This is a genomic window from Geodermatophilus sp. SYSU D00766 (assembly GCF_054049915.1).
Map to the genome: position 1 here is coordinate 108,174 of NZ_JBJGYI010000010.1, position 13,650 is coordinate 121,823.

14 protein-coding genes and 1 rRNA gene are annotated in these 13,650 nt (G+C 74.9%); 14 read left to right on the forward strand and 1 reads right to left on the reverse strand.

Annotated features, from left to right (window positions below; translation table 11 throughout):
• The first annotated feature begins 59 nt into the window (after positions 1–59).
• From rbfA to truB, 5 genes are read left to right on the forward strand one after another with little or no spacing between them, the layout of a single operon-like run.
• Positions 60–569, forward strand: a complete 510-nt coding sequence (gene rbfA / locus ACI8AD_RS10755) for a 30S ribosome-binding factor RbfA (protein ID WP_456870511.1) — start codon at positions 60–62, stop codon at positions 567–569.
• On the forward strand, positions 566–811 hold the full coding sequence (locus ACI8AD_RS10760; RefSeq protein WP_456870512.1) for a hypothetical protein: 246 nt from the start codon (positions 566–568) through the stop codon (positions 809–811). Before rbfA ends, ACI8AD_RS10760 begins: the two co-directional genes overlap by 4 nt.
• Positions 812–815: 4 nt before the next feature.
• Positions 816–1,811 carry a DHH family phosphoesterase gene (locus ACI8AD_RS10765; protein ID WP_456870513.1) on the forward strand — a complete coding sequence of 332 codons (996 nt, stop codon included), beginning with the start codon at positions 816–818 and terminating at the stop codon, positions 1,809–1,811.
• A complete protein-coding gene (locus ACI8AD_RS10770; RefSeq protein WP_456870514.1) occupies positions 1,808–3,112 on the forward strand; it encodes an MATE family efflux transporter in 1,305 nt (434 codons plus the stop codon). The genes ACI8AD_RS10765 and ACI8AD_RS10770 overlap by 4 nt, the downstream gene beginning before the upstream one ends.
• A 55-nt stretch (positions 3,113–3,167) precedes the next feature.
• Complete coding sequence (gene truB / locus ACI8AD_RS10775) at positions 3,168–4,085, forward strand: tRNA pseudouridine(55) synthase TruB (protein ID WP_456870515.1); 918 nt, start codon at positions 3,168–3,170, stop codon at positions 4,083–4,085.
• A 34-nt stretch (positions 4,086–4,119) separates the two neighbouring features.
• On the opposite strand, the gene ACI8AD_RS10780 is transcribed toward truB, so the two are convergent.
• Positions 4,120–4,803: an HAD family hydrolase gene (locus tag ACI8AD_RS10780; protein ID WP_456870516.1), complete on the reverse strand. Its 684-nt coding sequence runs from the start codon at positions 4,801–4,803 to the stop codon at positions 4,120–4,122.
• A 72-nt stretch (positions 4,804–4,875) separates the two neighbouring features.
• Here ACI8AD_RS10780 and ACI8AD_RS10785 point away from each other — a divergent pair, with 72 nt between their 5' ends.
• From ACI8AD_RS10785 to ACI8AD_RS10825, 9 genes are all read left to right on the forward strand, one after another.
• Complete coding sequence (locus ACI8AD_RS10785) at positions 4,876–5,199, forward strand: antibiotic biosynthesis monooxygenase family protein (protein ID WP_456870517.1); 324 nt, start codon at positions 4,876–4,878, stop codon at positions 5,197–5,199.
• A 107-nt stretch (positions 5,200–5,306) separates the two neighbouring features.
• Positions 5,307–6,446: a branched-chain amino acid aminotransferase gene (locus ACI8AD_RS10790; protein ID WP_456870518.1), complete on the forward strand. Its 1,140-nt coding sequence runs from the start codon at positions 5,307–5,309 to the stop codon at positions 6,444–6,446.
• A 31-nt stretch (positions 6,447–6,477) separates the two neighbouring features.
• Positions 6,478–7,446, forward strand: coding sequence for a bifunctional riboflavin kinase/FAD synthetase (locus ACI8AD_RS10795; RefSeq protein ID WP_456870519.1), 969 nt, complete (start codon positions 6,478–6,480; stop codon positions 7,444–7,446).
• A 128-nt stretch (positions 7,447–7,574) separates the two neighbouring features.
• Positions 7,575–7,844 carry a 30S ribosomal protein S15 gene (gene rpsO / locus ACI8AD_RS10800; protein ID WP_089402566.1) on the forward strand — a complete coding sequence of 90 codons (270 nt, stop codon included), beginning with the start codon at positions 7,575–7,577 and terminating at the stop codon, positions 7,842–7,844.
• 244 nt (positions 7,845–8,088) lie between these two features.
• Positions 8,089–10,395 (forward strand): polyribonucleotide nucleotidyltransferase, encoded by a 2,307-nt coding sequence (locus tag ACI8AD_RS10805; RefSeq protein ID WP_456870520.1) that lies wholly within the window; start codon positions 8,089–8,091, stop codon positions 10,393–10,395.
• A gap of 34 nt (positions 10,396–10,429) precedes the next feature.
• Positions 10,430–11,776 carry a M16 family metallopeptidase gene (locus tag ACI8AD_RS10810; RefSeq protein ID WP_456870521.1) on the forward strand — a complete coding sequence of 449 codons (1,347 nt, stop codon included), beginning with the start codon at positions 10,430–10,432 and terminating at the stop codon, positions 11,774–11,776.
• Positions 11,777–11,781: 5 nt separating this feature from the next.
• Positions 11,782–12,159, forward strand: coding sequence for a VanZ family protein (locus tag ACI8AD_RS10815; protein ID WP_456870522.1), 378 nt, complete (start codon positions 11,782–11,784; stop codon positions 12,157–12,159).
• 48 nt (positions 12,160–12,207) lie between these two features.
• Positions 12,208–13,008, forward strand: coding sequence for a 4-hydroxy-tetrahydrodipicolinate reductase (dapB, locus tag ACI8AD_RS10820; RefSeq protein WP_456870523.1), 801 nt, complete (start codon positions 12,208–12,210; stop codon positions 13,006–13,008).
• Positions 13,009–13,337: 329 nt separating this feature from the next.
• Positions 13,338–13,650 (forward strand): 16S ribosomal RNA (locus ACI8AD_RS10825); the annotation flags it as partial.

The following is a 13,650-nucleotide window of genomic DNA, read 5'->3' on the forward strand; positions in this document are numbered from 1 at the left end:
GCCCACCCCTGCCCGACCAGGGCGCGCCTCCGCGCGCCCCCGATCCCCGGAGGTCCGCCGTGGCCGATCCCGCCCGCGCCCGCAAGCTCGCGGTGCGCATCCGCCAGATCGTCTCGTCGGCCATCGAGTCGCAGATCAAGGACCCGCGGCTGGGCATGGTCACGGTGACCGACGCCCGGGTCACCAGCGACCTGCGCGAGGCCACCGTCTTCTACACCGTGTACGGCGACGCGACCCAGGCCGCCGACTCCGCGCGTGCCCTCGCCAGCGCCACCGGCGTGCTGCGCTCCACCGTCGGCCGGCAGACCGGCATCAAGTTCGTGCCGACGCTGGCCTTCGTCGCCGACCACGTGCCCGACACCGCCCGGGAGCTCGACGAGGCACTCGAGCGGGTCCGGCACGCCGACGCCGAGCTGGCCCGGCTGCGCGAGCACGCCACCTACGCGGGGGACGCCGACCCCTACCGGCACCCCGAGGCCGACGACGAGACCGCCGGTGCCGAGGCCCCCGACGCCGAGAGCGCCGAGGCCGGCGAGGTCCCGCCCGAGCAGAGCAGGAACGCCTCGTGAGCGAGAACGACCCCGATCCGCACCTGCCCGACGAGGGCCTGGGCCGCTCGGAGCTCGGCGGGCGCGCCCAGCCCGACGCCGGCGACCCCACCGACGGCGGCCGCACCGGGCAGATCGGCGCGGTCCCCAGCATCGCCGAGGACGAGCCCGACGACGGCGGCCCCCCGCTGCCCCCCGGCGGCGGCCTGGTCACCGAGGACACCGACGCCGCCCCGGTCGCCGACCCCGGCCCGGACGCCTGAGCGCGTGACCGCCACCCCCACGCACCCGGCGGTCGGCACCCCGGAGGCGGTGCTGGCCGCGGCCGCCGACACCGGGGCGACCGTCGTGCTCTCCGGGCACGTGCAGCCCGACGCCGACGCGCTGGGTAGCACCCTCGCCCTCGCCGAGGGGCTGCGCCGGCGCGGCGCGCGCGTGGTCCCGACCTTCCCGGGCCGGCACGCGCTGCCGGCCTCCCTGGGCTGGCTGCCGGGCGCCGAGGGGCTGCTGCCGTCCACGGCCGTCGACCCCGTCCCGGACGTCTTCGTCAGCCTCGACGCCGCCTCCCCGGCCCGGCTCGGCGAGCTCGCGCCGCTGCTGGAGCGGGCCGGGACCTCCGTGGTGCTCGACCACCACGCCAGCAACCCCGGCTTCGGCGACGTGCGGCTGGTCGACCCGGCGGCACCGGCGACCGTCGTCCTGGTCGCCGGCCTGCTCGACGCGCTCGGCGTCGACCTCGACGCCCAGCTCGCGACGCTGCTCTACGCCGGCCTGGCCGCCGACACCGGCTCCTTCCGCTTCGGCAGCACCCGCCCGGAGACGCACGCGCTGGCCGCCCGGCTGCTGGCCACCGGCATCGACCACGCGGCGATCAGCCGTCGGCTGTTCGACACCGCCCCCTTCGGCTGGCTGCGGCTGCTCTCGGCGGTGACCGGCCGCGCGGTGCTCGAGCGCGAGGTCGGCGGCGGCCTGGTGTGGACCTGGTCCAGCAGCGCGGAGGCGGCCGAGCACGGCCTGCCCGGCGAGCAGCTGGAGGCGCTGGTCGACGTCGTGCGCACGACCGCGGAGGCCGACGTCGCCTGCGTGCTCAAGGGCCAGGACGACGGCACGTGGTCGGTGTCGCTGCGCTCCCGCGGGGGCACCGACGTCGCGCGCGTCGCGATGGCGCTGGGCGGGGGCGGGCACCGGGCCGCGGCCGGCTACACCTCGCGGCTGGACCTCGGGGGCTCGATCGCGGCACTGCGCGCGCAGCTCGGGGCGTGACCGCGCGCCGGCCCTCGGTCCTCGCGCTGGCGGCGCCGGCACTGGTGGTGCTGGCGGCCGAGCCGCTGTACCTGCTCGTCGACACGGCCGTCGTCGGCAACCTGGGCACCGTGGCGCTGGGCGGGCTCGCCGTCGGCGGCGGGCTGCTGGCCTGGGCCGCGGCGCTGCTCAACTTCCTCGCCTACGGCACCACCGCCCGCGCCGCCCGTCGCGCCGGGGCGGGGGACCGCGCCGGCGCCGTCGCCGAGGGCGTGCAGGCCACCTGGCTGGCGCTGCTGCTCGGCGCCGCCGTCGTCGTGCTCTTCCAGGTCCTCGCCGGGCCGCTGACCCGCGCGCTGGCCGGCGGGCCCGGCGAGGTGGCCGCCGCGGGGGAGCAGTGGCTGCGCATCGCCGGCTGCGGCGCGCCGCTGCTGCTGGTGTCCCTGGCCGGCAACGGCTGGCTGCGCGGGGTGCAGGACCTGCGTCGGCCGGTGCGCTTCGTGCTGGCCGGCAGCCTGCTCAGCCTGGTGCTGTGCCCGCTGCTCGTGCACCCCGCCGGGCTGGGGCTGCCGGGGTCGGCGGTGGCCAACGTCGCCGGCCAGTCGCTGACGGCGGCGCTGTTCGTGCGGGCGCTGCTGCGCGAGGGTGCCGACCGGCGGTTCCGGCCGGCCGCCGTCCGGGCCCAGCTGGTCCTGGGCCGCGACCTGCTGCTGCGGGCCACCGTGCTGCAGCTGGCCTTCCTCGTCGCGGCCGGCGTCGCCGCCCGCGCCGGGCAGGCCCAGCTCGGCGCCCACCAGATCGCCCTGCAGCTGTTCCTCTTCCTCGCGCTGGTCCTCGACGCCTACGCCATCGCCGCGCAGACGCTGGTCGGGCACGCCCTCGGCGCCGGGCGCCCCGGCGAGGCCCGCGCCGTCGCCCGGCGGGTGACGCTGTGGGGCCTGGGCACCGGCGTCCTCGTCGCCGCCCTCCTGCTGGCCGGCCGGGAGCTGCTCGTCCCGCTGTTCACCGGCGACCCCGCGGTGCGCGCGCAGGCCGAGCTGGTCTGGTGGTTCCTCGCCGGGTTCCAGCCGCTGGCCGGCGTCGTGTTCGCCCTCGACGGCGTCCTCATGGGCGCCGGCGACGTCGCCTACCTGCGCACCGTCACCGTCGGGGCCGCGCTGGTCGGGTTCCTCCCGCTGTCGCTGCTGTCCGGCCCCCTCGGCTGGGGCCTGGCCGGCGTGTGGACCGGGCTGACGGCGTTCATCGCGCTGCGGCTGGTCGCGGTCCTGGTCCGGGTGGCGGGGGACCGGTGGCTCTCGGCACCTGCGACGGTGGGGACATGAGCTCACCCCGCGAAGACGCTCCGCTGGCGCTCCACGTCTTCGCGGGGACCCCGAGGTGAGCCGCCGCCGCGCCGCCGACGCCGACGTGACCCCCGGCGTCCTGCTCGTCGACAAACCCGCCGGGATGACCTCGCACGACGTCGTCGCCCGCGCCCGGCGGGTGCTCTCGGTCCGCCGGGTCGGCCACGCCGGCACCCTCGACCCCATGGCCACCGGGCTGCTGGTGCTCGGCGTCGGGACCGCCACACGGCTGCTGGGCCACCTCGCCGGCTCGGACAAGGTCTACGACGCGACCGTGCGGTTCGGGCAGACGACGGTCACCGACGACCGCGAGGGGGAGGTGCTCACCACCACCTCGGCCGCCGCCCTCGACGACGACGCCGTCCGCGCCGCGCTCGCCGCCCAGACCGGCGCCCTGCAGCAGGTGCCCTCCTCGGTGAGCGCGGTCAAGGTCGGCGGCCGCCGCTCCTACGACCGGGTGCGGGCCGGCGAGGAGGTGGTGCTCGAGCCGCGCCCGGTCACCGTGCACCGCATCGACGTGCACCGCCTCACCCGGCCCACGCCCGACCTGGTCGACGTCGAGGTCACCGTGGCCTGCACCGCGGGCACCTACGTGCGGGCCATCGCCCGCGACGCCGGGGCCGCGCTCGGCGTCGGCGGCCACCTCACCGCGCTGCGCCGCACCGCGTCGGGCCCGTTCACCACGGCGCAGGCCGCGCCGGTCGAGGAGGCCGCGGCCGCGCTGGCCGCCGGCGGCGGGCCGGGCGTGCTCGGCCTCCCCGACGCCGCCACCGCGGTCTTCCCCGAGCGCCGGCTCACCGACGACGAGGCGCGCGCCCTCGGCTACGGGCAGCGGGTGCCCGCGACCGGCCGCCCGGGGCTGGTGGCCGCCGTCGACCCCGCCGGCCGGCTGGTGGCGCTGGTCGAGGACGCCGGCTCGACCGCCCGGGTCACGGTCGGCTTCCCCGCGTGAGGTCCGGGGACGGCTCCCGCGCGGGGGCCCTCCGTCAGTCCCCGGTCAGCTTCCCGATCAGCGACTCGTCCAGGTGGGCGAGCAGGTCGGCCGGGGTGTCGTAGACCTCGTCGGCCCCCTCCTCGACCAGCTCCGCCCGGGAGATGCCGCCGCAGGTGAGCGCGATGCAGGGGAAGCCGGCGTCCTTCGCCGCCCGCACGTCCCAGACGGTGTCGCCGACCGTGACCGTGCGCGCCGGGTCGAGGCCGTGCTGCCCGGCGGCGGTCTGCAGCAGGTCCGGCGCGGGTTTGGCCGACTCGACGTCGGCCGACGTCGTGGACCCGTCGACGACGTCCTCCCCGCCGATCGCCGGGACCATCCACTCCAGGTCGGAGTCCTTGCCGCTGGTGGCCAGCACCACCGCCAGGCCGCGGTCCCGGCAGGCGGCCAGCAGGTCGTCGACGCGGGGGAAGGGCGTCACCAGCTCCCGCAGCGGCTCGTAGCGGCGGTTCTTGGCCTCCGACACCTCCTCGGCGTCGGCGGCCCCGTCGTCGCCGAGCAGGTGCGTGACCAGCTGCTCGCTGGCGATGCCGATCGCGCGGTGGCAGTCGGCCATCGACACGTCCTCGTGCCCGGTGTCGCGGAACGCCTGCCACCAGGCGAGGACCTGCAGGTAGTTGGTGTCGAGCAGGGTCCCGTCGACGTCGAACAGCACGCCGGGCCGCTTGTCCTGGGTCACCGCGCCATCCTCACCCGGCGGCGCGGTCCCCGCTGCGGTTAGCCGGGGGGCGGGGACGGGCAAGGGGAGCGCATGAGCGTCGTGAAGATCAACGCGATCACCGTGCCGCACCACGCCCAGGAGCGCTTCGAGGAGCGCTTCCGCGGCCGGGGCGGCGCCGTGGAGAGGACCCCGGGCTTCGAGTGGTTCGAGCTGCTGCGCCCCCTGGAGGGCACCGACCAGTACCTGGTCTACACCCGCTGGGAGAGCGAGGAGGCCTACCGGGCGTGGGAGGACGGCCAGGACTTCGCCCGCGCCCACGACGGCGGCGGCGACGAGCTCGCCCCGGCGGCCAGCGACTCCCACCACCTGTGGTCCTACGAGGTCATCGAGAGCTCGGCGCCCGACCGGCCCTGAAGCCCGCGGCGGTCGGCGCCCGGCCGCCGCGGGGCCCGGCGCTACTGTGAGCCGGGGCCGGACGTCCGCCGGCCCGGTTCCAGCACGAGCTCACGCAGGTGGGAGACATGACCGACACGCTCGCCGACAGCCGCACCTCCACCCGGGTCTTCACCGAGGGCGTGCCGGTGACCGTGGAGGACGTCGCCCGCCGCCCGGTCGCCGCGCGCGAGGCGGTGCTCGCCGACCCCGGCTTCGGCCGCCACTTCACCGACTCGATGTTCGTGGCCCGCTACACCGCCGGCCGCGGCTGGCACGACGCGCGGCTGACGCCGTACGCGCCGCTGCAGGTCGACCCCGCCACCGCCGCGCTGCACTACGCGCAGTCGATCTTCGAGGGGCTCAAGGCCTACGCCCAGCCCGACGGCAGCGTGGCCACCTTCCGGCCCGAGGCCAACGCCGCCCGCTTCGCCCGCAGTGCCCGCCGGCTGGCCATGCCGCCGGTGCCCGAGGAGGCGTTCCTCGCCGCCGTCGACGCGCTCGTCGACTCCGACCGCGACTGGGTGCCCACCGGCCCCGACCAGACGCTCTACCTGCGGCCCTACCAGCTGGCCACCGAGCCCTTCCTCGGGGTGCGGCCGGCCAACGAGTACCTCTTCCTGGTCATCGCCAGCCCGGCCGGCGCGTACTTCCCGCGCGGGGTCCAGCCGGTGTCGGTGTACCTGTCGGAGGACTACATCCGCGCCGCGCCCGGCGGCACCGGCGACGTCAAGTGCGCCGGGAACTACGCCGCGAGCCTGCTGGCCCAGGAGCAGGCGATCGCCGCCGGCTGCGACCAGGTGGTCTGGCTCGACGCGACCGAGAAGCGCTACGTCGAGGAGATGGGCGGGATGAACCTGTTCTTCGTCCTCGGCTCCGGCGACGACGCCGAGCTGGTCACCCCCGAGCTCACCGGCACCCTGCTGCCCGGCATCACCCGCGACTCGCTGATCACCCTCGCCCGCGAGCGCGGCATGCGGGTCACCGAGCGGCGCTTCAGCGTCGACGAGTGGCGCGCCGGCGTCGCCGACGGCTCGGTCACCGAGACCTTCGCCTGCGGCACCGCCGCCGTCATCACGCCGGTCGGCGAGGTGCGGGCCCGCACCGGCGACTTCACCGTCGGCGACGGCACCCCCGGCCCGGTCACGATGAGCCTGCGGGAGCACCTGCTCGACATCCAGCACGGCCGGGTGCCCGACACCCACGGCTGGCTGCACCGGGTCGCCTGAGCGACCCGGCGGACCCCCAGGAGGACGGCGCGTGCGGCGCTGGCGCGGGCTGGCGGCCACCCCGGCCGACCTCGGGCGCACGGTGGTCACCGTCGGCATGTACGACGGCGTCCACCGCGGCCACCAGCAGCTCGTCGGCACCGCCGTCGCCCGGGCCCGGGCGATGCACCGGCCCTGTGTGCTGGTCACCTTCGACCCGCACCCGACCGAGGTGGTCCGCCCCGGCTCGCACCCGGCGATCCTGACCTCGCTGGACCGCAAGGCCGAGCTGGTCGCCGGGCTGGGCGTCGACGCCATGTGCGTCATCCCCTTCACCCCGGAGTTCAGCCGGCTCACGCCCGAGGAGTTCGCCCACGGCGTGCTCGTCGAGGACCTGCACGCCGCCGCCGTCGTCGTCGGGGAGAACTTCACCTACGGGCACCGGGCGGCCGGCGACGTGACGACCCTCGCGCAGGAGGGCCGCCGGTTCGGCTTCGCCGTCGAGGGGATCCCGCTGGCCGGCGACGACTCGGCCGACGGCGCGGTCACCATCTCCTCCACCTACATCCGCGCCTGCGTCGCGGCGGGGGACATGGAGAGCGCGGCGCGGGCGCTGGGCCGCCCGCACCGGGTCGACGGCGTCGTCGTCCGCGGCGACCGGCGCGGCCGGGAGCTGGGCTACCCGACGGCGAACGTCGAGAGCCCGCCGTTCACCGCGATCCCGGCCGACGGCGTGTACGCCGGCGCGCTGGTGACCCGCGCCCCGGACGGCTCCACGCGCGACAGCGCCCCGGCGGCGATCTCGGTCGGGACCAACCCGACGTTCCACGGCTCGCGGCGGACCGTCGAGGCGTACGTGCTCGACTTCGCCGGCGACCTCTACGGCGAGCACGTCGGCGTCGAGTTCGTCTCGCGGCTGCGGCCGATGACCTCCTTCGCCGGTGTCGACGCCCTCGTCGCCGCGATGGCCGACGACGTCGCCCGCACCCGCACCGTGCTGGGGCTGCCCCCCGCCGGGTGATCGCCGCGGGGGTCGCCCCCGGCGGCGCTGGTAGCCTCGGAGGGGTCGGGCACCGCCCGACGAGTGTGCGACCTGCCCCCGTGACCCAGACCGGGGGCCACACGTGACCCAGGCCAGGAGGCCCGCCCATGCCGCTCGACAGCGCCACGAAGCAGCAGATCATGACCGAGTACGCCACGGTCGAGAGGGACACGGGCTCGCCCGAGGTCCAGGTCGCGATGCTCACCCGCCGGATCAGCGACCTGACCGAGCACCTCAAGCAGCACAAGCACGACCACCACAGCCGGCGGGGCCTGCTCCTGCTGGTCGGCCGCCGCCGGCGGCTGCTGAACTACCTGGCGAAGACCGACATCACCCGCTACCGCTCGCTCATCGAGCGGCTCGGTCTGCGCCGCTGACCCCAGAGGGGACCGTCCCACCGGGACGGTCCCCTCTCTCGTGGGGCACCCGCCCCACGGGACCACGGCGCCCGCCGTGCGGCCCGACGCTGGTCGGTCCTCGGTGGTGGCCCCCGGGCATGCCCCTCCACGGGAGGGGGAAGGACCCCCGCGGGCTTCGATCGAAGACCGGTCATCCCGGAGCAGTCCGGCGCGAGACGCCACGAAGAGGACGTCGCCGCATGCGACGTAGGAAGAGGACACCGTGTCCGCACCCACCACCCAGGGCAGCCAGACCACCAACGGCGTGGCTGCCGAGTACGACCCCGAGGACGGGGTCACCACCGCCACCGCGGTCATCGACAACGGCAGCTACGGCAGCCGCAGCGTCACCTTCGAGACCGGCCGGCTGGCCAAGCAGGCCGCCGGCTCGGTCGTCGTCACCATGGGCGACAGCATGCTGCTGTCGGCCACCACGGCGGGCAAGCAGCCCAAGGAGCACTTCGACTTCTTCCCGCTGACGGTCGACGTCGAGGAGCGCATGTACGCCGCCGGGCGCATCCCCGGCTCGTTCTTCCGCCGCGAGGGCCGGCCCAGCGAGGACGCGATCCTCACCTGCCGCCTCATCGACCGCCCGCTGCGCCCGACCTTCGCCAAGGGCCTGCGCAACGAGGTCCAGGTGGTCATCACCGTGCTGGCGCTGGACCCCCAGCACCTCTACGACGTGCTGGCCATCAACGGCGCCTCGGCCTCCACCCAGCTGTCGGGCCTGCCGTTCTCCGGTCCGGTCGGCGGCACCCGCGTCGCGCTGGTCAACGGCCAGTGGATCGGCTTCCCCACCCACGCCGAGCTCGAGGACGCCGTCTTCGACATGGTCGTGGCCGGCCGCCTCCTGCCCGACGGCGACGTCGCGATCATGATGGTCGAGGCCGAGGCCACCGAGAAGACGATCCAGCTGGTCTCCGGGGGCGCCACCGCCCCGACCGAGGAGGTCGTGGCGCAGGGCCTCGAGGCCGCCAAGCCGTTCATCCGGGCGCTGTGCGAGGCCCAGTCGGCGCTGGCGGAGAAGGCGGCCAAGCCGGTCGCCGAGTTCCCGCGCTTCCTCGACTACTCCGACGACGTCTACGCCGCCGTCGAGTCCGCCGCCCTGGACCGGCTCACCCAGGCGCAGTCGATCGCCGGCAAGACCGAGCGCAACGACGCCACCGACGCCCTCAAGGACGAGGTCCTGGCCTCGCTCGCCGAGCAGTTCGCCGGCCGCGAGAAGGAGGTCTCGGCCGCCTTCCGCGCCGTCACCAAGAAGGTCGTCCGGCAGCGGATCCTGCGCGACAAGGTCCGCATCGACGGCCGCGGCGTCACCGACATCCGGCCGCTGTCGGCCGAGGTCGAGGTCGTCCCGCGGGTGCACGGCTCGGCGCTGTTCGAGCGCGGCGAGACGCAGATCCTCGGCGTGACCACGCTGAACATGCTCCGCATGGAGCAGCAGCTGGACACGCTGTCGCCGGTGACGCGCAAGCGCTACATGCACAACTACAACTTCCCGCCGTACTCCACCGGGGAGACCGGCCGCGTCGGCTCGCCCAAGCGGCGCGAGATCGGCCACGGCGCGCTGGCCGAGCGGGCGCTGGTCCCGGTGCTGCCCGACCGCGAGGAGTTCCCCTACGCGATCCGGCAGGTCTCCGAGGCGCTGGGCTCCAACGGCTCGACGTCGATGGGCTCGGTCTGCGCCTCCACCCTGTCGCTGCTCAACGCCGGTGTGCCGCTGCGCGCCCCGGTCGCCGGCATCGCCATGGGCCTGGTCTCCGACGAGGTCGACGGCACGACCGAGTACGTCGCGCTGACCGACATCCTCGGCGCCGAGGACGCCTTCGGTGACATGGACTTCAAGGTCGCCGGCACCAAGGACTTCGTGACGGCGCTGCAGCTGGACACCAAGCTCGACGGCATCCCGTCCGACGTGCTCGCCCAGGCGCTGACCCAGGCCCGCGCCGCCCGGCTGCACATCCTCGACGTGATGAACGAGGCCATCGACGCTCCCGACGAGATGAGCCCCTACGCGCCGCGGGTCACCACGGTGCGCATCCCGGTCGACAAGATCGGCGCGGTCATCGGCCCCAAGGGCCAGATGATCAACTCGATCCAGGACGAGACCGGCGCCGAGATCACCATCGAGGACGACGGCACGATCTACGTCGGTGCCTCCGACGGCCCCTCGGCCCAGGCCGCGGTGGACCGGATCAACGCGATCGCCAACCCGCAGATGCCGAAGGTCGGGGAGCGCTTCCTCGGCACCGTCGTCAAGACGACGCCCTTCGGTGCCTTCGTCTCGCTGCTGCCGGGCAAGGACGGCCTGGTGCACATCAGCAAGCTGGGCGGCGGCAAGCGCATCGGCAAGGTCGAGGACGTCGTCAACGTCGGCGACAAGCTGCAGGTCGAGATCACCGACATCGACGCCCGCGGCAAGATCAGCCTCGTGCCGGTGGCCGCGGACGGCGACGGTGCCGCCGCCGGTGACGGCGCGGCCCCCTCCGGTGACCAGGCCGCCCCGGCCGACGCGCCCGCGGAGGCCTGACACGGCTACCGACCTGGGTCCGATCGGGGCCGGGGTGGGGACGGGGTCGACCGACCTCGCCTCCGCCCCGGCCCCGGCCGGTGTCACGCGCGTCCTCGACGTCGACGAGGTGGGCGGCCGCGTCGAGCGCACCGTGCTGCCCGGCGGGCTGCGGGTGCTCACCGAGACGATGCCCGGCGTCCACTCGGCCACCCTGGGCATCTGGGTGGGCGTGGGCTCGCGCGACGAGACCCCCCGCGTCTCCGGCGCCTCCCACTTCCTCGAGCACCTGCTGTTCAAGGGCACCCGCAGCCGCAGCGCCCTGGAGATCGCGACGGCCATGGACGCCGTCGGCGGTGAGATGAACGCGTTCACCGCCAAGGAGCACACCTGCTACTACGCGAACGTGCTCGACACCGACCTCCCGCTGGCCGTGGCGCTGCTCGGTGACCTCGTCACCGACGCGCTCAACACCGCCGAGGACCTCGAGTCCGAGCGGACGGTGGTGCTCGAGGAGATCGCCATGCGCGACGACGAGCCCGCCGACCTCGTGCACGACCTGTTCGCCGAGACGCTCTTCGGCGACACCGCGCTGGGCCGCTCGGTCCTCGGCACGGTCGGGTCCATCGAGGCCCTGACCCGCGACGACGTCGACGGGTGGTACCGCTCGCGCTACGCGATCCCGTCGATGGTGGTCACCGCCGCCGGGCGGGTGGACCACCAGCAGGTGCTCGACCTGGTGACGGCGGCCTTCGGCGACCGGCTCGCCGGCCCCGCCGCCCCCGCGCCGCTGCGGCGCGGCGAGGAGCTCGACCTGGTCCGGCCGGCGCGGCCGGCCGGGCTGGTGTCGCGCCGCACCGAGCAGACCCACCTGCTCTACGGCGGCCTGGCGCTGAGCCGCTTCGACGAGCGCCGCTACGCCGCGGCGGTCCTCGAGACCGCGGTCGGCGGGGGGATGAGCTCGCGGCTGTTCCAGGAGATCCGCGAGAAGCGAGGGCTGGTCTACAGCGTGGGCTCCTCGCTGGGCTCCTACGCGGGCACCGGCACCTTCTCCGTGTACGCCGGGTGCGCGAAGAAGCGGGTCCCGGAGGTGCTCCGGCTGGTCCGCGAGGAGCTGGCACGGGTGGCCGCCGACGGGCTCACCGCCGAGGAGGTCGCCCGCGGCCGGGGTCAGCTGCGCGGCGGCACCGTCCTGGGCCTGGAGGACACCGGGTCGCGGATGAGCCGGCTGGGCAAGAGCGAGCTGTCGCACGGGGAGTACGTCCCGGTGCGCGAGGTGCTCGACCGGATCACCGCCGTCGACGAGGACCAGGTCCGCGCGGTCGCCGCCGACGTGCTCGGCCGCGACACCTGCCTGGCCGTCGTGGGCCCCTACCGCGAGTCCGACCTCGACCGGCTCTGACGTCCGTGCCCGTCCCGCCCCGGCACCCCGCGCTCCGCGTGCACGGCGCGCTGTCCCGTGGCGTCTTCGCCGTCACGGTGCTCGTCTCGCTCGCGGTCCTCTTCGCGCCCGGCGACGACGTGCCGGCCGCCCCGCCCGGCGTCGACAAGCTCGTGCACCTGGCGCTCTTCCTCGCCCTCGCCCTCGCCGGCCGGTGGGCGGGGGTCCGCGCCGTCCCGCTGGCGGTGCTGCTGGTCGGCTACGGAGCGGTCAGCGAGCTGGTGCAGGCGCTGTCGGACCTGCAGCGCTCGGGCTCGGTCGTCGACTGGCTCGCCGACGTCGCCGGCACGGGGCTGGGTCTACTGGCCTGGGCCGGTGTCGAGCGGCGGGTCCCGGCCCGCTGAGCCCGGGGCCGTGGTTGCGCCGACCGGGCGGCCCGGGAGACTGACGCGGTGACCACCGGTACCCCTGCTCCCGATCCCCAGGCGCGCGCGGACGGCGAGCCGTCCCGGATCCCGGTGGGCGTCCTGGGCGCCCGTGGGCGGATGGGCACCGAGGTGGTCAAGGCGGTCAACGCCGCCGAGGACCTCGAGCTGGTGGCGATGGTCGACGAGGGCGACTGGCTGTTCAACGTCGCCGACGCCGGCGCGCAGGTGGTCGTCGACTTCACCCGCCCGGACGTCGTCATGGACAACATCCGGTTCTGCATCGACCAGGACATCCACTGCGTCGTCGGCACCACCGGCTTCGACGAGCAGCGCCTGGCGACGGTCGCGGAGTGGCTCGAGCCCAAGCCCGACGTCGGGGTGGTGATCGCCCCCAACTTCGGCATCGGCGCGATCCTGCTCATGCGCTTCGCGCAGGAGGCCGCCCGCTTCTTCCCCTCCACGGAGATCGTCGAGCTGCACCACCCGAACAAGGTCGACGCCCCCTCGGGCACGGCGGCGCGCACCGCCCGGCTGGTGGCCGCAGCCCGCCGCGACGCCGGCCTGCCGCCGCCGCCGGACGCGACCACCGACGCCCTGCCCGGTGCCCGCGGTGCCGACGTCGACGGCATCGCCGTGCACGCGGTCCGGCTCACCGGGCTGGTCGCGCACCAGGAGGTCCTCATGGGGGCGGCGGGGGAGACCCTGACCCTGCGACACGACTCCTACGACCGCGCCTCGTTCATGCCCGGGGTCCTCCTCGCCGTGCGCGAGGTGGGCCGGCGTCCGGGGCTGACCGTCGGACTGGAGTCCTTCCTGGGGTTGTGAGCCGGCCGCCCGGGTGTGACGGAGACCCCGGGTGCACGGGCCCCGGGAGTCGTGTACTGTCTTCTCTGCGCCGGACGGAGCCTGCGAGGGCCACGGAGAAGCACCCAGGGTGCAGAGCTCCGGAAGACGGCGTAAGGTAGAACGAGTCGCCATCGACGAAGCCCGAGAGGGTCGAGTTGGTGTGCGTCCGCTCCTTGAGAACTCAACAGCGTGCCGAAAGTCAGTGCCAAGTAATACCCCGTTCCGGGCCTTTCGGGGTTCGGATGGGATTCCTTTGGTTGATGGATTCCGCGAGTGTCAGCTCGCGGTTCTCAGCCTGGTTCAGATCATCTACGGAGAGTTTGATCCTGGCTCAGGACGAACGCTGGCGGCGTGCTTAACACATGCAAGTCGAACGAGGGCACTCCTTCGGGGGTGTTTCTAGTGGCGAACGGGTGAGTAACACGTGGGCAACCTGCCCCCGGCTCTGGGATAACTCCAAGAAATTGGGGCTAATACCGGATGTGCACCGCTGTCCGCATGGGTGGTGGTGGAAAGGGTTTCCGGCTGGGGATGGGCCCGCGGCCTATCAGCTTGTTGGTGGGGTAGTGGCCTACCAAGGCGACGACGGGTAGCCGGCCTGAGAGGGTGACCGGCCACACT